The sequence below is a fragment of the Brevibacillus centrosporus genome (genome assembly GCF_003710815.1).
Taxonomy (GTDB): domain Bacteria; phylum Bacillota; class Bacilli; order Brevibacillales; family Brevibacillaceae; genus Brevibacillus; species Brevibacillus centrosporus.
Genome location: NZ_RHHP01000016.1, coordinates 89,706 through 113,591 on the forward strand (window position 1 = coordinate 89,706; position 23,886 = coordinate 113,591).

The 23,886-nt window shown below is 48.7% G+C and carries 22 protein-coding genes; all 22 read right to left on the bottom strand.

The features are described 5' to 3' along the window. Positions 1–60 precede the first annotated feature (60 nt). Positions 61–4,623, bottom strand: a complete 4,563-nt coding sequence (locus EDM55_RS15910) for an S-layer homology domain-containing protein (RefSeq protein ID WP_122960771.1) — start codon at positions 4,621–4,623, stop codon at positions 61–63. A 180-nt stretch (positions 4,624–4,803) separates the two neighbouring features. Further along, on the bottom strand, positions 4,804–5,904 hold the full coding sequence (locus tag EDM55_RS15915; protein ID WP_122960772.1) for a glycosyltransferase family 4 protein: 1,101 nt from the start codon (positions 5,902–5,904) through the stop codon (positions 4,804–4,806). 27 nt (positions 5,905–5,931) lie between these two features. After that, positions 5,932–6,669, bottom strand: a complete 738-nt coding sequence (locus EDM55_RS15920) for a WecB/TagA/CpsF family glycosyltransferase (protein ID WP_092268243.1) — start codon at positions 6,667–6,669, stop codon at positions 5,932–5,934. Positions 6,670–6,877: 208 nt separating this feature from the next. Continuing rightward, positions 6,878–7,996 (bottom strand): RNA-guided endonuclease InsQ/TnpB family protein, encoded by a 1,119-nt coding sequence (locus tag EDM55_RS15925; RefSeq protein ID WP_092268453.1) that lies wholly within the window; start codon positions 7,994–7,996, stop codon positions 6,878–6,880. Between the two features lie 159 nt (positions 7,997–8,155). Beyond that, the gene (gene fabZ / locus EDM55_RS15930; RefSeq protein WP_092268244.1) at positions 8,156–8,614 is read right to left on the bottom strand and encodes a 3-hydroxyacyl-ACP dehydratase FabZ; all 459 of its coding nucleotides are present in this window, start codon (positions 8,612–8,614) and stop codon (positions 8,156–8,158) included. A gap of 158 nt (positions 8,615–8,772) precedes the next feature. Further along, positions 8,773–9,294 (bottom strand): CDP-alcohol phosphatidyltransferase family protein, encoded by a 522-nt coding sequence (locus EDM55_RS15935; RefSeq protein ID WP_092268245.1) that lies wholly within the window; start codon positions 9,292–9,294, stop codon positions 8,773–8,775. A 140-nt stretch (positions 9,295–9,434) separates the two neighbouring features. After that, a complete protein-coding gene (locus EDM55_RS15940) occupies positions 9,435–9,683 on the bottom strand; it encodes a DNA-directed RNA polymerase subunit beta (RefSeq protein ID WP_092268246.1) in 249 nt (82 codons plus the stop codon). A gap of 31 nt (positions 9,684–9,714) precedes the next feature. Beyond that, complete coding sequence (locus EDM55_RS15945) at positions 9,715–10,548, bottom strand: flagellar hook-basal body protein (RefSeq protein WP_092268247.1); 834 nt, start codon at positions 10,546–10,548, stop codon at positions 9,715–9,717. 15 nt (positions 10,549–10,563) lie between these two features. Continuing rightward, the gene (locus EDM55_RS15950; RefSeq protein ID WP_122960773.1) at positions 10,564–11,532 is read right to left on the bottom strand and encodes a flagellar hook-basal body protein; all 969 of its coding nucleotides are present in this window, start codon (positions 11,530–11,532) and stop codon (positions 10,564–10,566) included. Between the two features lie 6 nt (positions 11,533–11,538). Then, positions 11,539–12,555, bottom strand: a complete 1,017-nt coding sequence (locus EDM55_RS15955) for a rod shape-determining protein (protein WP_092268249.1) — start codon at positions 12,553–12,555, stop codon at positions 11,539–11,541. Between the two features lie 80 nt (positions 12,556–12,635). Then, positions 12,636–12,920 carry a sporulation transcriptional regulator SpoIIID gene (spoIIID, locus tag EDM55_RS15960; RefSeq protein ID WP_055745664.1) on the bottom strand — a complete coding sequence of 95 codons (285 nt, stop codon included), beginning with the start codon at positions 12,918–12,920 and terminating at the stop codon, positions 12,636–12,638. A gap of 203 nt (positions 12,921–13,123) precedes the next feature. Further along, positions 13,124–13,855 carry a stage II sporulation protein SpoIIQ gene (gene spoIIQ / locus EDM55_RS15965; RefSeq protein ID WP_092268250.1) on the bottom strand — a complete coding sequence of 244 codons (732 nt, stop codon included), beginning with the start codon at positions 13,853–13,855 and terminating at the stop codon, positions 13,124–13,126. 90 nt (positions 13,856–13,945) lie between these two features. Beyond that, positions 13,946–14,956 carry a stage II sporulation protein D gene (gene spoIID / locus EDM55_RS15970; protein ID WP_122960774.1) on the bottom strand — a complete coding sequence of 337 codons (1,011 nt, stop codon included), beginning with the start codon at positions 14,954–14,956 and terminating at the stop codon, positions 13,946–13,948. 135 nt (positions 14,957–15,091) lie between these two features. After that, the gene (gene murA, locus EDM55_RS15975) at positions 15,092–16,417 is read right to left on the bottom strand and encodes a UDP-N-acetylglucosamine 1-carboxyvinyltransferase (protein ID WP_092268252.1); all 1,326 of its coding nucleotides are present in this window, start codon (positions 16,415–16,417) and stop codon (positions 15,092–15,094) included. Between the two features lie 18 nt (positions 16,418–16,435). Further along, complete coding sequence (locus EDM55_RS15980; RefSeq protein ID WP_092268253.1) at positions 16,436–17,182, bottom strand: YwmB family TATA-box binding protein; 747 nt, start codon at positions 17,180–17,182, stop codon at positions 16,436–16,438. A 99-nt stretch (positions 17,183–17,281) separates the two neighbouring features. Then, entirely contained in the window at positions 17,282–17,512 is a 231-nt protein-coding gene (locus EDM55_RS15985) for a DUF1146 family protein (protein WP_092268254.1), read from the bottom strand. Positions 17,513–17,628: 116 nt separating this feature from the next. Then, a complete protein-coding gene (nuoN, locus tag EDM55_RS15990; protein WP_122960775.1) occupies positions 17,629–19,155 on the bottom strand; it encodes an NADH-quinone oxidoreductase subunit NuoN in 1,527 nt (508 codons plus the stop codon). A gap of 4 nt (positions 19,156–19,159) precedes the next feature. After that, the gene (locus tag EDM55_RS15995; RefSeq protein ID WP_092268256.1) at positions 19,160–20,701 is read right to left on the bottom strand and encodes a complex I subunit 4 family protein; all 1,542 of its coding nucleotides are present in this window, start codon (positions 20,699–20,701) and stop codon (positions 19,160–19,162) included. Continuing rightward, a complete protein-coding gene (nuoL, locus tag EDM55_RS16000) occupies positions 20,685–22,607 on the bottom strand; it encodes an NADH-quinone oxidoreductase subunit L (RefSeq protein ID WP_092268257.1) in 1,923 nt (640 codons plus the stop codon). The genes EDM55_RS15995 and nuoL overlap by 17 nt, the downstream gene beginning before the upstream one ends. 27 nt (positions 22,608–22,634) lie before the next feature. After that, a complete protein-coding gene (gene nuoK, locus EDM55_RS16005) occupies positions 22,635–22,946 on the bottom strand; it encodes an NADH-quinone oxidoreductase subunit NuoK (protein ID WP_092268258.1) in 312 nt (103 codons plus the stop codon). Then, positions 22,943–23,452, bottom strand: coding sequence for an NADH-quinone oxidoreductase subunit J (locus tag EDM55_RS16010; RefSeq protein WP_092268259.1), 510 nt, complete (start codon positions 23,450–23,452; stop codon positions 22,943–22,945). Before EDM55_RS16010 ends, nuoK begins: the two co-directional genes overlap by 4 nt. A 2-nt stretch (positions 23,453–23,454) precedes the next feature. After that, positions 23,455–23,868 (bottom strand): NADH-quinone oxidoreductase subunit NuoI, encoded by a 414-nt coding sequence (gene nuoI, locus EDM55_RS16015; protein ID WP_122926904.1) that lies wholly within the window; start codon positions 23,866–23,868, stop codon positions 23,455–23,457. Positions 23,869–23,886 lie beyond the last annotated feature (18 nt).

Below are 23,886 nucleotides of genomic sequence, written 5' to 3' on the forward strand. Positions count from 1 at the left end.
GGCAGATGACCTCTTCAGCTTTTCTTCTATTATATAGTCGGATTGTTACGCGTTCCTGTTTTACTGTTTCGGGAGCTTTTTCAGTTGAACCATGACGCGCACGGTGATGACTGCCATTTCAGCACGAGTCAGGGGATTCGTTGGCTTAAAGCTGTACGTTGGCTTTTTCGCCGTTGGATCGTTAGCCGAGCCATTCATCAGCTTCGCCTTGGCAACGACCAGGACGGAAGGTGCTGCATAGTAGCCTACGTCTTTTGCATCCGTAAACATTTTGTTTAAGGACAGCTTGGAAGCTTCGAGTGTGCCCAGCTTCAAGTTCATGGCGCGAGCAATCATGATTGCAGCTTCTTCACGAGACAGTGAATCATCTGGACGGAAGTAGCCAGGCTGCTTACCGCGAATGATACCAGCGCGGGCTGCTGTCTCGATGTACTTGTATTCGTAATCCCATTGATCTCGGTTTGGACGCACGTCTGTAAATGTTGGCTCTAACGGATCTCGCTCGTTGCTATCGCGATATGGACCAGCATTGATTGGCAATGACAATGCCTTTACGAGCATCGTTGCGAATTCACCGCGGGACATATCACGGTTTGCGCCAAAGGAGCTGCCGCTGTATGCCGGCATTACACCTTTCGCGTACAGAGTTTCAATCGCATCACGAGCATAATCGTGGTTAACTACGTCATCATATGTTTCTCTTGTTTTCATGACCATGTAGAAGCCGAAGCCTGCGAATGGCACTTGTACCGTTTTGCTGCCTGTATTGACTACCCCGCCGATGTTTCTCCATTCGTCACCGTTGTGGTAGTAGATCGTCAAAATGTTGTTGGCCGCATTCACAATGGATGGATCGTATTTAATCGTGAGTGTACCGCGGCGGCTAGGAACCAGGTTATCTTCCCAACGGCTCTTAAAGTCCTCAGCGTCACCTTCATCGTAATACGGGTCACGTCCACCTGGCGCTTCTGTATCCCCTGCATCCACGTAGTACAGTGGGCTTGCGTAGTTGAAGTTAGAATCCAATACGAGACGGTCTTCCAAATCGTCATTCGAAATGTTAACCTGTCCTGTCGTACGGTCGGCGATACCGAAGTATAGCGGTATGTCGACGAAGATATCCCCGTTTGGATCCTTTACTTCTTGCCCTGCACGACCGTCATCTGGGGAGAGCAGCACGGTTCCACTTGGGAACTTCAGCTCAAATTGCTTTTCAAAGACACTAAATGATACTTTTTTGCCCAGAACATCACGGTATTCCGCTCCATTTACCGTAGAGTTGGCATTGTAAATCTTAATCTCATCGTTATACGTGCTGTCGCCTACTACTACGGAGAACTTCACGGTGTTCAGCCCTTTTTTGAGTAGAACCGTAGAAGTAAAGACGTAGTAGGTTTCCGGAATTGTTTTGCCTTGATCGTCATCATAGTAGAAATCGCGATTGGTTGTGTTGGTGACTTTTGCTTCTGTTTTGCCGAACAATACCTTATTGGCATTCTCCGCAAACACCTTAACCACTGCACTGTTGCTGTTCACGATGATATATTGATCGGTCTCTTTCGCTTTTACTGGAGAGAGGACTTCCCAGCTGGAGTACTTCTGATCGATGTTAATGTCATAGCGAATTACTGTTCCATTATCATCTTCCGCTACGATAGTGTAGACAGTATTACCGCCTTTTTTCAAGGTCAAAGGGAAGAGAGCAAGTTTTTGTTCCTGTTCCTGTGCATCGGTGACTGCATCTTGAATTTCTTCAACCAAATCACCGTAATGTTTCGTGGTCATCTTACCTTCGAATCGTGAGCGGGAGAGAGAATCTATGTTTCGATCATCATAGATATCGCCCAGATCATTGTTAAGCGCCGCATCTAATCGTGCGTTCACATACTCCTGGTTGGTTGTATCTTGATCCCAATCTCCATTATTATATCGAAAATCGTTGATTCGTTTCCCGTTTTTCTCGATGTAGACGTGTGTTGCGTCATTAACCGTAAAGCTGAAGCTGCTCAGGAAGTTGGCCCCTGTCCTATATGACTGATCGGTTGCCTTTTTGGTCAACTCTTCGGTGTCACCGTTCGAATTGATTTCCAGCTTCACATCTTCCACTGACGGGGTTTTTGACGTGTTGTAGGATACATTGTAGGTAAAGACAGTTTGAGGGTCATCCGTCAGTGAAATTTTGAGTACGTTGTTCCCTTTTTTGTAGTTTAGTTGGCTTTTTTGAATTTGAAATACGTCTTTGCCCGTAGTAATATTGGTTATTTTGATATCTGAACCGTTTAATGTCGCCTTGATATTACTGTCAGCACTATTACTAGTTCCATCACTCGATTTCAAAACGTAGTTGTATACTTTACCGTCTAGGTGCTGAATGTCATTGTCGCTCTTGATTTGGTACCCATCCTCGAAGCTACGCACCTGACCAGTTGTGTCTACATAAGTGATTTGTGCATAGGGTGTGATCCGTACATCCAATGTGTAATCCGCTTTGGTTTTCCAAGTTGGTGGTGTCGTCGGAGGTGTGATTTCCTTATAGGCAATCGTCAACCTTCCTAGACCTTGTGGAAGCTTGTACAATTGGAGCAAAAACTGGTCGGTCTCAGGTGCCTCAAGTTTATAGTCGACATCAGGTGTTAATTTTTTTCCGTTGTAGAGTATGTCTATGTCACTTATTGGAGTATCCGGGATGTTCTTTGTAGCTACTGTCAGCTTCAAAGGAGAAGTTACGATCGTATTCGTATCTGTTGGAGAAAGTAATAGCGTACTTGCTGTATTGGTTACTGATTCAATGATTGGCTTGTTAATATCCACATATTTCAATTGGTACTCATAGTTGCTGACTTTAGTGTAGCCGTTTGGTGTAAACCCCCCACCGGGATTATAGTTGTATTGATAACTCAGACCGATTTTGTAAGTATTTCCATCTTGAAATCTACCAGCCGGAACATCAAAAGTCACATCATACTCGGTAAATCCACTTTGCGGATTACCAACCCGATTAAAGGTTACTCCGTCCGCTTGTATATAGTCTGTCTTATTGGATGCATCCGTGATGGTTACCATAAATTGATCAAATTGCTGCTGATTAGTGATATCCACATATCGCAAAAGTGCTGAACCTGTAAGTGTCAAACTATTTGATGAAATTGGACCTTTAATAACCACCTCTTGATTAGGTACCAATTTCACTCCGTCCAATGTGGCTTTGTAGAACTGATCGGAACTTCCCGATGAAGTAGTGGTCACCAACAACTTACGAACAAAAGTACCTACTTCCTTGTTTTGGTTGAATACTCGAACTTCCAGTGTATTTTCACCTAACTGCGATGGGATGCTCAAGCCAAAAGAACCCGTTCGATTTACTTGAGTTTTGACAACGTCACCGGTACGCAGGTTTTTCACTTCAACTGTATCCGCATTGAGTGCTTTTCCATCCATATTTAAGTTCAATCGATTTAGAGAAGGCACGGAAATGTAAGTTGGGTTTGATGTAACATTCGGATCATTTAACGACGTATCGTTGATTTTCAAATCACTTACAAGCGGCGTATTGTTGTATTGGACATAAAATTGGTAATGCTCTTTCGTTACATTTCCTACTTTTTCATAAAAAGCAATTTGGTTCAAACCAGGTTTCAAACCAATATCTGAGAATGTGAAAGTGCTACCACTGATTTGCGGCGCGGTATTGCTTAGATCCTGTACAGTCTGTCCGTTATTGGTAATAAGTTTAAGTCGCAGATTGCTTCCGCTTACACCACTCCCATATGTACCCATCAGTGTAATTTTGGAATCCCCGTAAACCACAGGTTTGTAGGCAGTCGTACCATCTGTAAAGTTAGAAATGGTGATTGGGCTATTCGTTGAATTGTACTCGTAATAAATGATGTCGCTCTCCGAAGTGTTGGTAGCAAATATTTGTATTGCATTCAATCCGGGAGACAAATCTATGTCGGGTATCGTAGTGCCGACTCCGTTGAGTGTTCTAACTGTAACTCCGTTCACTCTAACTTCAACGGCTTGTGTAATGTCTATCGTATTGGGCACGCCATATGTGTAAGCCAGACCAGATAGAGTACGATTTGTCACCTCAATTGGGTCACTCGCATATTGGCCTGTTGGATGTACAGGGGGCGTTGCAGGGGGAGCAGGCTCGGTAAAGTTTAGTTTCGTTGATGGAGTCGTCGGAACATACTGGTAGTATATTTCCGCTATATCATCTGTAGCACTAGGGGTAACCTTTGGTTTTACGGTTACTTTCGTCAGACTCCCGTCGCTTTTGAGGTAGAAATTTGGCAATGTTACTGTGTTGCCTGAAAAGTTGTTCGCGCTTGTCGTTGGTACTGGTAGCGCCTCCACAGTAACATCGATCCCTTGTGTGTTTCTTAATGCGCTATTATATGTCAGCGTAACTCCAGACATCAGTCTTACATTTGTCTTGACTGGATTTGCACTAGTACCGGTACCACTAATCATGGTCGGCGTACTAAAGGTTAACCAATTTGTTCCATTTGAGCCAACTGCCGCAAACGCCGGAACCGCCGGCAGCACACCAGTGACAAGCAGCATCATCGTCAGGCACATGGCAAACCAACGACGAAATTGTTGATATGGCTTCTTCATATTTTCACCTCTCCATATTTTCTGATACTCATGCTACAGCCCGTTTTTGATATAAGCCCGGACTCATACTTCTCCCTTACTTTATCGGAAAAACATCGCTTGTACTTAAGGGTTTCCCCCTAAATAATGGCGAAAAAAAAGCCCCTGCATCTGCAGGAGCTCTTCGTCAACCATTCCAACCTATTGTGTTCTTCTCTGCTGCTCCGCCTGCTTCAAGCGCAAGCGGCGATACGCGTTAATCAGCGGGCGGTGGCGGCGGCTTACCAGGCCGACAATCTCGGTCGCCAGATGTGTGACGATGAGCAGGGCTACCATGACGATGATGGTTGTCCACTTGGTGGTCTTTGTAAGCAGGATCGCCATCGTTCCGAAGAAGATGCTGATCGAGTAGATCGTTATCACCGTGCTGCGGTGGGACAGGCCCATGTTCAGCAGGCAGTGATGCAGATGCCCTTTATCCGGGCTGGAAATCGGCTTTTTGTTCACAATGCGGCGCACGATGGCAAAGAACGTGTCCCAGAGCGGAACGCCCAGTACGACAATCGGGATGATGAAAGAAACGAAAAGTGCTTCTTTAAAGCCCATGATCGACAGGGCAGCCATATTGAAGCCTAAAAAGAGTGAACCGGTATCGCCCATGAACAGGCGGGCCGGATGAAAGTTGAAATACAGAAAACCAAGAATGGCTCCGAGGAGCACAAAACAGTAGATCGCGACTTTGTGATCGCCCATGAGCAGGGCCATGATTGCCATCGTTGCCGTAGCAATCGCTGAAACGCCTGCGGACAGACCGTCCAAACCGTCAATCAGATTGACAGCGTTGGTCACCCCGACGATCCAGAACATCGTGATCGGGATCGCAAGCCAGAAGAGCCATCCGCTGCTGAAGTCAATGCTCCCGGTATACGGCAGATTGACGACACCAATTTTCAAACCAAACGGAATGACGACAATCGCTGTGGCCACCAATTGGCCGAGCAGCTTCCACTTTGGCGAGAGCTGGTATTTGTCATCCAGCATCCCCACAATCATCACAATCGTACTACCGATGAAAATCCCCAGCATTTCCCCCATGCTCGAGTATGGTACAAACAAGAAGAACGCAACCAGATAACCCAGGTAAATAGCGAGACCGCCCATTCGCGGCATGATCCGCGTATGTACCTTGCGTTGATTCGGTGCATCTACTGCCCCTACCTTGATAGCGAGCTTCATGACATAGGGTGTTGCGATAAATGATACGATCAGCGAAGTCAGTAATCCGAAGATCAATGTAGACATCGACTGTTCTCCTCTCTACGGGTGCATCTAGGAGCGGCCACTCCATTTTTCTCTCAAGACTGTCAGGACAAACCGCGGAATAGCGAGCTGGCGCTTCCAGCGGGAAGGCTGGGATGCCAGGCGATAAAACCATTCCAGATGCAGTTTCTGCCAGATAGCAGGGGCACGCTTTACTTTCCCGGAAATGACGTCAAAGCTGCCGCCCACTCCCATCATCAGGGAAGCATTCAACTGATCGCGATACTTGACCATCCATTCTTCCTGTCTCGGCGCCCCCAACGCCACAAACAAGAGGTGGGGCTTTTTCTCCGCGATATCTTGCACGATTTGTTCTTCTTCGTCTTGTCGGAAATATCCGTCCCGATACCCGACGACGCGCGCGCTCGGATAGCGCTCAGCCAGCTTCTGTGCAGCCAAACTGATGACCTCCGGGTGCGCTCCCAACAAATATACACTCCAACGGCGCCGATCCGCTTCGGCCATCAAAGCCTCCAGCAGCTCGACTCCCGTAACGCGCTCATAAATGGGTTGATTCGTCCATTTGGCGGCGTACACGATACCAATGCCATCTGGAACGACATAGGCTTGTTCCACAATAGCACGAAAGCCCCGGTGTTCTCTCGCCAGCATGACGATTTCCGGGTTGGCGGTAACGACATGTGTCTGTTTTCCGCCCTCGATCCTTTCGACCATGTAGTCCACGCTTTCGCGAAAGCCTCGTGTAGAAAACGGTACACCTAATATACTTGCGACCTGTTTGGTCAATGGTTTCACCTTCAATGTATAAGTTGCCCACTAGCCATTTTACCTGAAAAGAAAGGCACATTCAATAAGATCGTCAACGATCCGTCTTTAAAGAGACGAATTTGTATCTAACCAGCAGTACGAACGTTTCTCACAAAACTCCTGCCTTTTTACACCCAGGGCGTGTTGATACATCATGGGCAGGTTGACAGCTACCCAACTGCATAGGTCATGCCTGTACAGTCGCTTCAACGATGTACTCGATTCCTTTTCGTTGAAGATTCATGGCTCCTATCCGATCATCATTGGAGGTATATGAGCAATTTTTACAACTAAACGTGTGTTTCTTTTTATTCCGATTTGCCCTTTCTGTGTGACCGCACTTCGGACAGCTTTGTGATGTAAATCGCGGATCCACGGTAATTACCTTTGCTCCTTGCAGGAGAGCCTTATATTCGAGCATTTGTCGTAATTGGTAGAATGCCCATGATACAGATTGATAACGATCTTTGGTTCGAACTCTTTCTGTCGCTTGACGTACACCTGACAATTCTTCAATAACAAACAAAGTATTTGCTCCATAACGGGTAACGAGTGCCTTACTGACAGTATGATTTATGTCTGCCATCCAACGGGTTTCTCGTTGCCCTATAGCCTGTAAACGTCTGCGAGCCGATGAAGTTTGTCTTTGTTGAAGTTGTTTACGAAGGTGTTTGTAATGTGCACGTTTATCCTTGATGGGTCTGCCTTTAAAAAACAAAGATTTTCCTTTCGAATCATAGGACACCGCTACAAAGTTAATTCCCATGTCGACCCCAACAATTTGATTGATCTTCTTTTCCGAAACTAACTCGACTATCTTAGTCATGGGAATATGTAAAAAGAATTTTCCATACTTCATTACTAATTTCGCTGTGCCGAATAACCATTCACCTTCAAAATATCGTTCCAACCCTTTGGTTTCAAATGGTACTTTTATTCTCCCTTGAAGTGTATTGATGGAAAAGTGATCCTTGGTTAACGAGTAATCGCGATTCCATACTAGATCATACACTGGCTTCTTAAATTGCACATTTGTCCAGTTACTACCAATTGATAGAAGGGATTTATAGCAAGAAATGACCGTTTTTATTACCGATTGCGCCATTTGCGAACGTAAGGCATAATCACGTCTCAATATTTCATAGGTCAACTTGTGTAGCTTTAGTTGGGCAAGGTCTTTCGTTTGATACACAAGTTCAGATACAAAATTGCATCCCTTTTGATAAGCGCGAACGGTATCACACAACAAAGATTGTTGCTCAATAGTTGGTTTAATTTTGAATTTTGCAGTTATCGTTATTTCCATGTCCATCACCACCTTTCACTAAGAAGATTATAGCGTATTTATTAGTGAAATTTTATAAATATAATTGGAAAGAAGCTAAAAAAGGCTTCGGACAGATAAACGGATTATTCCCGTTCACATCCAAAGCTCGTTTCACCTAGCCACAATAGTTCTCCATCTTCATGAATGTGCCCCTGCTCCTGCAGTCAGTGCGAACATCAGTCCACCCTCAGCTACTACCTTGCCATTTACCAATGCTTTCCCGTATCCTTTTCCTACCGTACCGCGTACTCGGGTCAACTCAACCTCCAGCGTTAGCGTATCACCGGGCTTTACTTGGTCCTTGAAGCGGAACTCATCGATCCCAGCGAACAGTCCGATTTTTCCTTGATGTTCCTCTACGCTCAGCATAGCTACTGCGCCGACTTGGGCCAAAGCTTCCACAATTAGGACGCCAGGCATGACGGGATACCCAGGAAAGTGACCTTGAAAAAACGGCTCGTTGATCGTTACATTTTTCACACCGATTGCTTTTTTGCCTTGCTCCAGCTCTACGATCTTGTCCACCAGCAAAAACGGATACCGATGAGGAATGATTTGCTGAATCTGTACAATATCTAGAGGCGCTTTGATTTCCATATTACACCGCTCCATTTCCATTCTTAACTAGACTTGTCCATGCATGAAGACCCGTCTGCGAAGTGAGACTATAAACAACACCCAACTCCGTTCAAGCGGGGCAGGGGTTAAGATAAAGGAGCGCTTCCCAAAGCGGGAAGTGCTCTTTTTCCCCATCATTACGACCGGTTCAACAAACGAAACTTTCCCAGATAGATCGCGCTGGTGATAAACGAAAACGCAATGACTGACCAGAGAATGGCTTCGCTGTATTCATAACGAAACATCACCAAAGGGAATACTAGGTAAAATAATACCGTGGTCAGCTTGCCATATGTATTGGCTGGTACCGTCTTTTTGCCCCGCAGGTGATACACGGCTCCTGTTACGATCATCGCGATGTCCCGCGCAAAGAAAAACAAGGCGGCCCACAGACTGATGCGCTCGGTCAAAAACAGCGATGCAATCACTGCCATCATCATTAATTTATCCGCAAGAGGATCCATCATGATCCCGAACGTGGTCACCAGCTTATGCTTCCTCGCAATGTACCCATCCAAAATGTCTGTTAACCCCGCCAAAATCAGGATACCCAAAGCAATCTCTACATGATACGGTGCTTCGGAAAAAAAGACGTACAGGTACAAGGGGATGAGAACAATGCGAAAGACCGTAAGCAAATTAGGAAGATTCACGGATATCCCTCCGTAGTCAGATCGTCACTTCCTTTTTCAACCACTCGATCTATTATACTCTGTGGACAATCGCCCCAACAAGTCCCCGCAAAAAACGCGTGCCCAAACCATTCGGTTCAGCCACGCGCTCTTCTATGACACGTTCATTACGTACCGGCAAACAGCAAGTCCCACATATGCTTGTATGTACCGAGATCAAACACTTCAGAAGCTGGCTCGTGCCCTACGACGCCGTAGCCGATCATCAAACCGACGATCAGTGAGAGGAACAGCAGCAGCGGAACCATCACGATCTTGATCAGGACGATGGGCCAGTTCTTGCCTCTTCGTACGCGTTCTTTGGTCTTGATCTCCTGGGCTTCACGCGGGAATGGTTGTCCCTTTCCTCGATCCATGCTCCTCTCTCCCGTCATCATCAGTAAGTTATTATCTGCTTCGAATGGAGTTGGCAATTCCCATCATCTGATCGCTAATGCCAATCGCGCGAGAATTCAGCTGATACGCACGCTGAATGTTCACCAGCTGAGACATTTCTTCCACCATATTTACATTGGATGTCTCCAAAGCACCTTGGCGAAGAGTCGCGATCCCTTCATCGATGGCATTCACATATTTGCTGTCAGGCGCAGCCCCAGACGCCAGTTCTGCGTCATACAAATTTCCGCCTAATGCCTGCAGTTGATCAGGGTTGTCCACTTTCCACAGACCGATCGGCGCATACTCGGTACCATCCGCAGTCAGCATCCCATCCTTGGAGATCTGAATATCGCGTACCGGCTCCGGCAAAACAATCGGAATGCCGCTATTGTCCGTCAACGTATATCCAGAGGCTGTGTGAAGGACATAGCCTCCCTCATCGTCATTGTATTGAATTTTAAAGGAGCCGTCACGTGTAAAACGATTTTGTTCCTCAATGATTGCTCCCGTAGCATCCTTGATCTTTTTCGTAACGAGGAAATATCCGTCGCCCTCAATCATCAAGTCTGTCGGCACATCGGTCTGTTTCATGTTTCCTTGACCCATGTCCAGCTTGATCATTCCCAGGCGTGCCCCGCTGCCTACGCGCAAGCCAGGCGGCGAATTGCGGTTTTCTTCATCGACTTTGGGCTGCTCGTTCATCGAGTCGGAGAGCAGCTCAGAAAAGGAAGCCACCCGACGCTTGTACCCAACCGTATCGAGATTCGACAGGTTGTTCGACGTATTGTCCAGTGCTTGCTGGATCCCGCGCATAGCGGCAGTAGAAATGTTAAGCGACTGCATCTGTGCTTCCTCCTATTACCCGTTTACCCGGCCGATTTCGTTCGCCGCTTTTTCCATGGTGCCGTCAATGGTCGTGATGACACGCTGGTTTGCTTCGTAGGCGCGCAATGCGCTCATCATGCTTGTAACCGTCTGCATCGGATCGACGTTTGCCCGTTCAATCCAGCCTTGCTGTGTTCCGTATCGTCCAGCAACAGTAGGAACGGTATATTGCCCTGCCGCAATCGCAGCCTGATCGTTCGCTTCCGCCTCATCCAGCGCTTCGATTTGTCCTTCGCCTTCGTAGCGGAAAATGTTTGTGCCTTCCCGAACGAGCTTCAACGGATCCGTTACCACGCTCAGTCCCAGTCTCAGGTTGTTCGGCATCGTTACCAGGTCTTTGGTGACTGGGTCTTCGTATTGCAGCTCGCCCAAACGGCTAATCTTCAGTCCTTGTCCAACATTCAGACCAGTCACAGGGTCGTTCACCCGAATGGCCTGACGATCGTTATCCAATACATAGTAGCCATCTGCCGTGACGAGATACCCATCCGAGTTCACATTCCAGTTACCGTTTCGCGTATAGCGCACATCCTCTGGCTGTGCAGGCTGTGCCGCATCCTCCAGCTTCGCTACGCTGTAAAACAGTCTCCGCTCGTTTCCGTCCTGATCTGGCTGGAGGTTGTCCAGCAATGCTACGTCAAAAGGATTCCGCGTCTCAGTGATATCCCCCTGCTTGAACAGAGGAAGAGCCTCCGACATGTAAACACCGGAGTTTAGACGTCCGATAACGGCAGCCTGTCCATCCAAATTGGGATAGCCGGCAATATCAGGACCTTCCTGGTCGCGAATACGGGAAATCAATTGTTCTGGAAAAGCACGCATCACACCCATGTCCTGTTTGAACCCTGGAGTGTTGACGTTAGCCAGATTGTTCGCCAGCGATTCCTGCCTGTTCTGCAAGGCCAACATGCCTGATGCAGACGTATACAAGCCTCTGATCACGTAATCTTACCCCCTGAATAATTTCTTATTCCGGTGCGCTGGTACTTTGTCCAGGTAGTCCAGCATCATTCCTGTTCCTTTGGCTACACACATCATCGGCTCGTCCGCAACCAGTACAGGGACCTTCAATTCGTCCGCCAGAATCTGGTCGATACCGTGCAATAATGCGCCGCCACCGGTCAAGAAAACACCCTTATCAATTATATCGGCAGAAAGTTCCGGAGGTGTTCGTTCTAAAACAGATTTTGAGGCTTGTACAATCGCACTAACCGACTCGGCCAGGGCTTCTTGGACTTCGTTCGAGCGAATCGTAATCGTCTGTGGCAGCCCGCTCACCATATCTCTCCCTCGAATGTCCATTTCGTCCTGGCGCGTATCGGAAACGGTCCCAATCTGAACTTTGATGTCTTCAGCCGTGCGTTCTCCAATCAGCAACTTATATTTATTTTTTATGTACCGCATAATAGCCACATCAAATGTATCGCCTGCTATTTTGATGGAGGATGAAGTGACAATGTCGCCCATCGACAGGACAGCGACATCGGTAGTACCTCCACCGATATCCACTACCATATTGCCCGACGGCTGAAAAATGTCCATACCTGCCCCTACTGCAGCCACTTTCGGTTCTTCCTCGATGTATACTTCTCTGGCGCCGCCGCTGCGTTCAGCCGCTTCTCGAATCGCCTTTTGCTCAACCGAAGTAATATTCGTCGGGCAGCAAATCAAGATTCGCGGGCGAGCAAACATGCTTTTTCCGCCAATCTTGGTCAAGAAGTGTTTCAGCATGGCTTCTGTAATTTCAAAATCCGCAATGACTCCTTCTCGCAAAGGTCGGATCGCTACTATGTTCCCTGGGGTACGGCCCACCATTCGGTGCGCTTCGTTGCCCACAGCCAATACTTTTCTGGTTTTGCTGTCAATTGCTACGACAGATGGTTCATCCAGGACAATCCCCTTGCCTTTTACAAAAACCAAGACATTGGCTGTCCCCAAGTCGATCCCGATATCTTTGCCAAACATGAAAGGTCCTCCCTGTTACCAGTTACATTTCTACCTAATATCATAGGCTCTTCTACGTAAGAGGACAAGGAAATTCTTTCTTACACACTCTCCTCCTGTTCTATTCGAACCTTTTTACTGCGACGTTTGTACTTGATTTTCGTGGCTTCTCCACCCCGCAAATGTCTGATGGCTTTGTGATATTCCAAAATTTCCTTTACCTGGTTTGCCAACTCTGGATTTATCTCAGGCAGCCGCTCAGTCAAGTCCTTGTGCACTGTACTTTTCGAAACACCGAACTCTTTGGCGATCATCCGGACCGTATTTCGCGTCTCCACAATATATCGTCCGATTTTGATGGTTCGCTCTTTGATGTAGTCGTGCACGTCACTCGCCTCCTTGTATCTACATTGTCTGATACAATATATGGGTGCGTAGGGACACATATTCTACGTTTCCAAGCCTGACAAGCCAGCACGGCCCCATCTTTTTTCAACAGTTTGTACACATTGGGCAAAATTGTCCTTTTTCATGCAAAAAAACACCCGTGAAAGGAGAGCCCTTCACAGGTGTTTGGCAAAATGACCGATTATTGGTTTTTTACTTCCGGTTCACCTTGAATCAAGTATTGCTCCGGATTTACTGCCTTGTTTTCAACGCGAACTTCAAAGTGAAGGTGAACGCCCGAATCCTTTTCGTATTCGTTGCGTCCAGCAGAACCGATAACTTGGCCTTGGGTCACTTCATCGCCTGGTTTCACGACAACGTTTTCCAAGCTTTGATACGCCGTTACCATTTTATCCGCATGTTCCACTTCGATCACTTTTCCGACAAGTGGGTCGTTTTCCACTTTTACGACCTTCCCTGCCAAAGCAGCTACGACATCAAAGCTTTTGCCATCCGTAGACTTCAGATCAATACCTGTGTGCGGGAAGAAAGAGTTGTTGTACTTGACCAACGCTTTTTGCTGATCGTCCTTGGAGGCTTGCTCATCATAGAAGCTCATCCCCAATTCGTACTGCACTTGTTTGCCAACGGGCCATACCAACGGTTGCGTTGTACCTGCGACAGGTACCGCTTCTTCGCCTTGTGGCTGTTCAGCCGGGGTTTCGGGAGTCGTCACAGCCACGTCTTCCTTAACGTCTGTCAAATTGGAGACGGTGCTGATGATGCTGCCCTGATACCACATCACAAAAGCGAGAATGATTGCTGCGGTGCCGATGTAGATCGCGGGAAATGCCCATTTCTTACCCAAGACTTTTTTCCATGCACTTGCCTTCTTGAAAGGAATCGGTTGATTTTGATTTTTTTGATCTTCCATTATTTTCATCACCTCATCCCTCAGTATCGCCAGAATTTTGGCGTATAAACCTGAGAGAGAAGGGAAAAGTAAAAATTTGCAGAGACGTAACTAAACAGCCACGAATTTCGTAAAGTTTTGCAGGGAGATTCCTTGATAAAAGTACTTTACGATCTCTTCGGCGTTCTTTCCGCTTTTCGCCATGCCGTTCGCTCCCCATTGACTCATGCCGACGCCGTGACCGTATCCTTTGGTCGTAATGTACACCTGGCCGCCACGCAGCTCCAAGGTAAAGGAAGAAGAATTCAAATTGAGCTTCTCCCGAAATTCCCGTCCAGAAAACTCTTTGCCGCCAATGCTGATTTTGCCAACCCGGTTTCCTGTCGTTTTTGCCTCGATCTGATACCAGGCTCCGTTGGTGGATGCCTCCTGTGTCAACTTGACACCCAGACTCTTTTCCAGCTGAGCGGTAGACATCGTTACTGTCTCTTCATATCGCGGCGATTGAATGTCCCAGGGACTCGGTACGCTTTTCAAGTACGGAATCGATTGTTCCCAGTACTCCCCCGAGTTTTCCGTAAAGCCGTTGCTGGTAGAGAAAAAGGTCGCGTCGATCGGCTTTCCATCGTAAGTCAATACGACACCTGCTGTTTCCCGGACGGCTTGCAAAATTCGTTGATTTTTCCATTCGTACTGGTCACCCCACCGCTCACGCCGCTGTGCATCATCCATATACACCTGATGCTGTACGGTATCCAGTACCTGGGCTCCCTTTGGCACATCGTCCAGCTTGCCTTCGTTCAACCTGCGAACGATATAAGTCCTGGCTGCCATCGCTTGCGCCTTTAAGGCTTCCAGTTCAAATTCGGCAGGCATCTCCGCTGCTACCACACCGGCGATGTACGTTTCCAGAGGCATCGTTTCCACCACCTTTTTCTCGGTGCGGTAAACTTTCACCGGTAGAGAAGGCCCTGTGCTGGCAGGTTTGTCCGGAACAGACACGGCCACATCCGCAGTCCCTCCCGTCGAGGCCGTTGGCGAAAAGAAGTAGACCAGGGAAGCCGGAATCGCGACGAGCAAGATCGGCAATACGATGAACCACAGGAGTAGGTAACGTTTCATGCGTCAGATCCTCCTCGCTTTGTAGCTAGACACTGTAATATCTATGTCTTTTGCGCAGGCGGTAGAACGCGAGAATGAGAGAGAAGCGAGAAAGAAAAAAGACCCTCTGCTTTCACAGAGAGTCTCGCTTTTTGTCTATGCAAAATTAGGAGAGAAGCTTACCTTCATGGATTCAGATACGCTCACTTCACGAGTCTTGCTTTCCGGAGTGACGCGTTCGACATCAGCGCCCAATGCCAGCAGCTTTTCCGTAAAGTTCACATAGCCGCGGTCGATGTGGTGAAGGGCCGAAACCTCTGTCTCCCCATCAGACACCAGTCCTGCAAGCACGAGTGCTGCACCTGCACGCAGATCCGTTGCAGCGACTTTGCTGCCAGTCAGCTTGGAGCCACCTTCGACGATTGCACTACGGCCTTCGATTTTGATATTGGCATTCATACGGCGAAATTCTTCCACATGCATGAAGCGATTCTCAAAAACAGTTTCCGTCACAATGCTAGTACCCTCGGATACGAGCAAGAGCGCCATCATTTGTGATTGCATATCTGTCGGGAAGCCCGGATACGGCAAGGTTTTCAGGTCGACAGCTTTCAGCGCGCCTGTGCGGCGAACGCGAATTCCGTTTTCCTGCTCATCCACCTCGACACCCATCTCGCGCAGCTTCGCCGTTACGGATTTGAGGTGATCGCAAATCGCCCCTTCTACAAACACGTCTCCGCCGGTAATCGCTGCCGCTACCATAAATGTCCCCGCTTCAATGCGGTCCGGGATCACGCAATGAGTGCACCCCGTCATTTTGTCCACGCCTTCAATACGAATCGATCCAGTACCGGCACCGCGGATTTTTGCACCCATCCGATTCAGGAAGTTTGCCAAATCTACGATCTCCGGTTCCTCTGCTGCATTTTCAATCACGGTGGTTCCCTCTGCCAAAGCGGCTGCCATCATGATATTTTCCGTGGCACCTACACTCGCGATGTCCAGGTAGATTTTCGCACCTTTCAATCGTCCCTCTACACTTGCCTCAATGTACCCTTGTCCGATTTCGATTTTGGCTCCCATAGCCTCAAACCCTTTCAGGTGTTGATCGATCGGGCGGGTACCAATAGCACAACCACCTGGAAGAGCGACTCTAGCTCGTCCTTGTCTTGCCAAAAGCGGCCCCATTACCAGGAAGGATGCACGCATTTTGCGAACGAGTTCATAGGATGCTTCCACGCTAGTCAGCTTGGCAGCATTTACCGTCAGCACTTCATGATCATATGTAAGGGAGATTCCCATCGATTTCAAGAGGTCGCATATTGTCCTGACATCGTCAAGCGCCGGTACGTCTGAGATGACGCAAGTCCCTTCTTCGGCCAGGATAGATGCTGCAATAATAGGGAGCACGGCATTTTTGGCGCCAGAGACTTTCACATTCCCCGACAATGCCTTACCACCGCGGACAATAATTTTATCCAATGTGTACCCCTCCGCGTGCTAATATTCCACTGTGATAATTGGTGTTCCTACGGTGATCCACGTTTTTTCAGCATCGCTGTCACGATGGGTTGCCACCTGTAGATTCATTTTTTGTCCGTTTAACGCAATGAACGGTTCCCACATACGGGTATGCCCGGATATGCTTACAACCGTCTCATCCTGCAAACGTTCGAGCTCTGTTGCTTCGAGGGTCCGAAAAATCGACAAAATCCTACCCTCCTGTTGGTCAACACTCATCTTATCATTGTACATTCCGCGAATACAAGTGCTAATTTGCGGAATAAAGTTGGCTTTTTTCAGGGCTTTCGCGAACGTTTCCTGCATCTCTTCCATATATAGTAGCGTTTGAGGACTTCCCGTCAAGTGCAGCACTACATATGTGTCAAAAGAACCATTTTTGGAAACGGCTGACACCTCATAGCGCAATTGGACGCCCTCTTTCTGGGTTTCGGACTGATACACGATCATCTGGTGTTTTCGCGAGATTTCGACATGGGAAAATGGAATCTCTAGTTGCTTTGCCCAACGCTCTGCCAACCTTTTGACTTCGTCCGGACTCTCTACCAGTCCCATCGCGGTACGTGCACGCACCTGAATCGTTTCTCCAGCAGCTCCGGATTCTTCCAAAGCACGCAACAGTTTTGCGGCAACTGGCTTTTCTTCCTTTGCTTGTGCAGGCATCCAGTAGATAGCCCCCAAGATCACAACCATTGCCAGCATAACGAACCCAGACCATTTCCCCATGTTCAATCCCTCTCCCGTTCACATGCATCTCTTTGTACTTCTCATTTTGCACATGAAACTGGGTGGATATACCAGTAAATCGGCTAGAAGTTTGGACTGCTATTGAAACATGTTCCCGAACGCAAGGGACCAGCCCAAATAATCGAGGAAGAAGCGAGATATCTCATACCCTACCACGACTGACAATAAGATTTGCAACAGCTTGGCCTGCGCGCTGTTTGGCTTCTTCACGATCTTCTCAAAGCGAAGCGACTGCAGGGACCACCAAGCAAGACCGATGAATACGATCGTGACGATAATGCTGACAAAGCCGTAAATTTCTTGCGGCACTCTCATTTCCTCCTCTGTTCTCTGTAGAAAAATACGAGTGTAAATACGTAAAAAGGGACAGCCCCGATTCGAGGCTATCCCTCTATTGTACATGAACCGCTACGCTGTTTCGAGTTTCATCGGAAGCTCGGCGGTAGCATATTTCCGAAATCGAATGACGGATTGAAATGCGCCTGGATATAATCGGTCACGAGTCCCGGGAAAGCCCCAAAGAACACGGTTGCGACCGCCATCACGAGAATAAAGGTCCAGATCCCTTTTGGTACGTACAAGGAAGCTTCGCTCGAACCAGGACGCATGTACATCTGCCGTATAATCCCGAAGTAGTAGTAGTACGAAACGACGCTAGTGATGATCATGATCGCGGAGAGCCAGTAGTTTTCCTGTGCGAGAGCGCTCATGAACAGATAGAACTTCCCGAAAAACCCTGCCGTGATCGGAATCCCTGCCAAGGAGAGCAAGAAAATGCTCATCGCGATAGCAAGGCTTGGCGAGCGATGATACAAACCGGCAAAGCCCTTCAAATCCTCAGTTCCTTGCTCGCGGGAGACGACCATGATGACAGCAAAAGCCCCGAAGCTTACGAGCAAATAGCCAAACAGGTAAAAAATCACTTCACTAAAGAACAGCGTGGTTGGCGGGACAAACGGTACAAGCAAATACCCAGCCTGGGCAATACCCGAATACGCCATCATGCGTTTGACATTCGTTTGTCTGAGCGCCATCGTGTTGCCGATAATCATCGATGCTGCCGCCATAAGTCCCAAATAGAGACTTCCGTGGTCGAAGAAGAATCGACTAGAGCCATCTGTCACATTAAAGAACGAGATCAACAGCAGACGGAACAAAAGCGCGAAGCCCGCTGCTTTGGAGACCACCGCCAGGAAGGCCGTGACGGGAGTTGGTGCCCCTTGATACACATCCGGTGCCCACATATGATTCGGAGCCGCAGATATTTTGAAAGCTAGACCAACCGCCAGAAAAGCAAACGAGACGTAGACGAGGAATTGATAGCCCGCCATGCCTGCTTCCGCCAGCTTGGTCGAAATCTCATACACATGCGTCGTTCCGGTCAAACCGTAGACGTATGACATCCCGAACAGCGTAACAGCTGTAGCGATACTGCCAGAGACGACGTACTTGAATGCCGACTCGTTCGATTGTAGCGACTTTTTCCGCAATCCGACCAGCACGTAGGAGGATAGCGACAAAAGCTCCAGACCTACAAACAGTGTGATCAAATCAGCAGAAGATGCCATGACCATCGCACCGAGAAGGCCCGTCAGCAGCAGGTAGTAATACTCACCCGTGTGCTCCACTTCTCTCTGCTTCAGATACGACAGGGACAGCAGCAAGGCAAACGCCGTTCCCGCCAGGAAAAGCAGCTTGAATGCATTGCCGTAGTTGTCGATCCGGATCATATCCGCCATATAGCTGTACGGCTTGTCGAGTGTGTTTACATTGACGAAGACAAACACAGCAGCCAGTACAACACCCAGCAGGGAAAGCCAGCCGATCACCTGCTTGCCTAGTCGTTTCCCCGCGAACAGGTCCAAGAGGGACAGCACCGTTGCAAAGCCTAGGATAATAAACTCGGGCAGAAGGTAACTCCAGTTATACGAGAAGATATCTTTAACGTCCATGGATTTACCCTCCTATTCCCGTGACAATGGGTACGATCGTTTTCAGAGCTTGCTGCATCGGATTTCCCAGGACAGCCGGGTAAACACCGATCAGGATGATGCAGCCCAGCAGCACCACCATAGGAATGACCTCCATCGGCTGCGCGTCAGCGAGTCCTTCGAAACGTCCCGGGGTTTGGCCAAAGGTCGTACGCAGGATTGCCCGCAGCAGGTAGACTGCCGTCAAGACGATACCAATAGCCCCAATGGCTGCAAGAATCGGCATGCGCCCGAACAATCCCAGGAAGGCGAAAAATTCACTGATAAACCCGGACATCCCTGGCAGACCCAGAGAAGCCATCGCGCCAGCCAGCAAAATTCCGCTGACAAACGGCATGGATTTCGCCAAGCCGCCGAGCTCGTCGATCTGCGAGGTCTGCGTTCGATCCCAAATCACGCCAATCAAGAAGAACAACAGCGCGGAGATAAACCCGTGAGATACCACCTGAAACATCGCTCCCTGAAACCCGATGCTATTCATCGAGGCAAATCCGAGAAGGACGATTCCCATATGGCTGATACTGGAGTAGGCCAGCACCATTTTCAAATCCTTTTGGACGAAAGCCAGAACGGCTCCATACAGGACGTTGATGATCCCCAATACCGCCAGCCAGGTCGAAAACGAATAGGCTTGCTCCGGAAAGAACCCGATGCCCATACGCAGCAATCCGTACGCGCCCATTTTCAGCAGGATCCCCGAGTGAATCATAACGATAGAGGGCGGTGCCTGTACGTGTACCTTCAGCATCCACGTATGGAACGGAAACACGGGAAGCTTGATGGCAAAGGCGATAAACAAGGCCAAGAACAGTCCGTAGCGGAAAGCTGGTGACAGTGCCGCTGCCGCCGGATGCTCAGGTGTAGATAAAATGGTTGCGATTTGTTCGATATTCATCGTACGCAGCACGATAAAGATGACGATGAAGGCGAGCAGCATGATGCCGGAGCCAATCCCGTTGTACAAGAGGAATTTGTTCGCGGCATGCTCACGTTCCCCGTAGCCCCAGATTCCGATCAGGAAGAACGTCGGAACGAGCGTCATCTCAAAGAAAATGAAGAAGAGGAACAGGTTGTCGGCCGCAAACACGCCGAGCATCCCCATCAGCAAAACATGAAACAGGATGAAGTACTCTTTCTGCCTCTTTTTGAGCTGCCAGGAGGCCACTGCCGCGAGTGTAGCAATGATCGCTGTCAGCAAAATCAACGGCATCGAAATCCCGTCTACACCCAGCTCGTAGTTAATATCAAACGTGAATACCGCTCCAGTCTGTGCCAAACCGATCGGAATCGAGATCCAGTCGTGCTTCTCCACAAACTGCAGGGCAGTCGCGTTGTAATTGAAAGAACCAAACATCCACAAAGCCAGGATCAGCGGAAGCAGGGTGCCGTAAATGCCGATCTGCTTGATTGCACCGCCCTGATGATTCGGCACAAAAGCGAGGATAATGATCGCCAGCAGCGGAGAAAACACCAGTGCTGACAGTAGGATATTAGTGACCGAATCCAAAGAATCCACCTCCCTGCGCCGTCAAGCTGATGGCGACAATCAAGAGCAGCAATCCAAACAGAACCATCGCCCCGTAGGACTGCATCTGGCCACTCTGCACTCGTGCATGCAGGGCACCGATCCCTTGGGTAATCTTTGCCGTCAGTCCCACCAAGCCATCTATGATGTACTTGTCAAAGGCATTCAAGAAAACGCCAAGCCATCCAAGGGGTCGAACGAACACGTAATGGTAGAGCTCATCCACGTAATACTTGCGATAGGAGAGGCGATAGAGCCATGGCAACGTCTCCGGTATGGAATCTGCAGGAATCGATTTTCGCCCGTACATCAGATAGGCAAGCAAGATACCCAAGAAGGAAATAGCCAGAGCCAAAACTTGCAGCCAAGCCGCAGCATGCTCACTTCCTTCTCCAAACACGCTGGCAATGGTATCGCCCGTTGGTGAAGCAAGCAGCCAATCCGTCAGCAGCGGTGCATACGGCGTATTGACGAACCCAGCCACAATGGCGAGAAAAGCGAGCACCAGCAAAGGACCCGTCATGACGGAAGGTGATTCATGCGCCTCATGCTTGCCACGCGCCTCGCCAGTAAAGGTAAGGAAGTACAGACGGAACATGTAGAAGGCGGTGAAGAAAGCAGCCACGAGTGCCAGCACCAAGAGATCGTATCGGTGCGCCCCGTACACCGCGCCCAAGATCGCTTCCTTCGACCAAAAACCGGCAAATGGGAAGATCCCTGCAATCGCCAGGCAGCCAATCAAGAAAGTGAGTGCGGTAATCGGCATCTTCTTCCACAAACCACCCATTTCAAATACATCCTGCGTATGTACAGCATGGATGACGCTACCCGCTCCTAGGAAGAGTAACGCTTTGAAAAAGGCATGGGTCATCAAGTGAAAAGATCCTGCGACATAACCGGCAGCGCCCGCAACGCCCAGTGCCATCATCATGTAACCCAGCTGACTGACCGTCGAATAGGCGAGAACGCGTTTGATATCCCGCTGCGTCAGACCGATGGAAGCTGCGAAGATAGCGGTAAATCCACCGACGTAAGCTACCACAGTCAATGCTGTCTCCGATGCGATGAATACCGGATAAGTCGCTGCCACGAGGTATACCCCTGCTGCTACCATGGTTGCAGCGTGGATCAGGGCAGATACAGGAGTCGGACCTTCCATCGCGTCAGGCAGCCACGTATGAAGCGGGAATTGCCCCGACTTCCCAACCGCTCCAACGAAGATGAGAATCGCAGCCAGCGTGACCATCCAAGGCTCCAGCCTGCCAAGTGCCACACTTTCAAAAATTTGATCGTACTCAAAGCTTCCAGTCCACCAGAACAAAAGACAGATTCCGATAAACAGACCAAGGTCGCCCACACGTGTAACGATGAACGCCTTTTTTGCCGCTGCCTTTGCTTCCGGCTTGAAGAAATAGTAGCCCACCAACAGGAACGAGCAGACACCCACTAGCTCCCAGAAAATGTATACCTGCAAGAGATTAGGCGAAATCACCAGTCCCAGCATGGAGAAGGTAAACAGAGCAAGATACTGATAAAACACAGGGAAACGATCGTCCCCGTGCATGTAGCCTCTGGAGTAGATCTGGACCAAAAGGCTGACCAGTGTCACGATCACCAGCATCATGGCATTGAGCTGATTGACCTCATAGCCCATGTTGATCACGATATCTCCTACCTGAAGCCAATCGACAACGAATTTATAATCTGCCGCTCCCCCCTGAAATCTCTCCCAGAAGATGAGCGCTGCTATCCCGAACGAAACTGCCGTCAGCACGATGCCGACGAGTGAAGCTCCTTCTTTCAACTGGCGACCAAACGAAACGATCACGATGAAAGCTAGAAGCGGAAACAGAGGGATGAGCCATGCGTAGTGCAGAAGAGTATCCATCTTTGTCCTCCTTTTCTGGTTTCCATCTTATCGTTTCATTTCATCCATTTCGTCTACGTTCACTGTCGCCTTGTTGCGATAGAAGGCAATCAAGATGGCCAATCCCAACGCTACCTCTGCAGCTGCGACTGTCATGCTAAACAACGTGAAGATTTGCCCGGATACGGAAGGGTACAGCCCGTATTTCGAGAATGCGACCAAATTGATGTTCACCGCATTCAGCATCAGCTCGATCGACAACAAAACGACGACTGCATTTCGTTTCGTCAGGGCTCCATACAGACCGACACAAAACAGAATCAAGGCGACTAGCAGATAGGAGGTAATGCTTACCGTCATTCGTTATCCCCCTCCTTCTTTGCCATAATGATCGCTCCGATTAAAGCGACCAGCAGAAGCACGGATACCAGCTCAAACGGAATCACGTACTCGGTGAAGACTACCAGACCAATCTCCTTCGCATTGCTCACTCCAGATGCAGCAGGCGGCGGAGATGCCGGCCAAGCGGTATTTTGAATCCCCCAGAACAACAGGGCGAAAACAAGTGCTACAAACAGCAAGATGAACCTGTTTTTCCACTTGCGTCCGGTTCCCTCATCATAAGCATCGTGCTTGGTGAGCATGATCCCGAAAAGCATCAGAATGGAAATGGCGCCTGAATAGACGAGTACCTGCGCGACTCCCACGAACTCTGCTCCGACGAGAACGAACAAGCCCGCAATACTGATAAAGGTAATACCTAGAGAGATAACCATGTGAACGACTCGGGTAAAGCTGATCATAAAGACAGCTCCGCCAATCGTCAGCAGAGAAAGAATAAAGAAGGCTACGAATTCGCCTGTCATCACTAGTTCTCCTCCCTGACGTTGGTATTGTTGTCATCTAGCCATTTCAAGTTCTTGTACAGCTCATCACGGCTATACGCAGCCAGCTCAAAGTTGTTGGTCATCACAATCGCTTCTGTCGGGCAAACCTCCGTACACAAATCGCAAAGGATACAGAGCTCAAAGTTGATATCGTAGGTGTCGATCAGCTTTCCTTTTTTATCGGGATCTGGATGGGGCTTGCCTGTCAGTTGGATGCATTCTGTCGGACAAATACGTGCGCACTGATTGCAAACAATGCATTTCTCCGGAGAAAAGTGCTGGATGCCGCGAAAACGAGGCGGCATGGGAAAAGGAACATCCGGATAGAAATGCGTTATTTTTTTCTCAGTCAGCTTTTTAAAGGTATATCCCAGGCCTTTGGCCAATCCTAGCATGTGTGTCACCCCTCGATT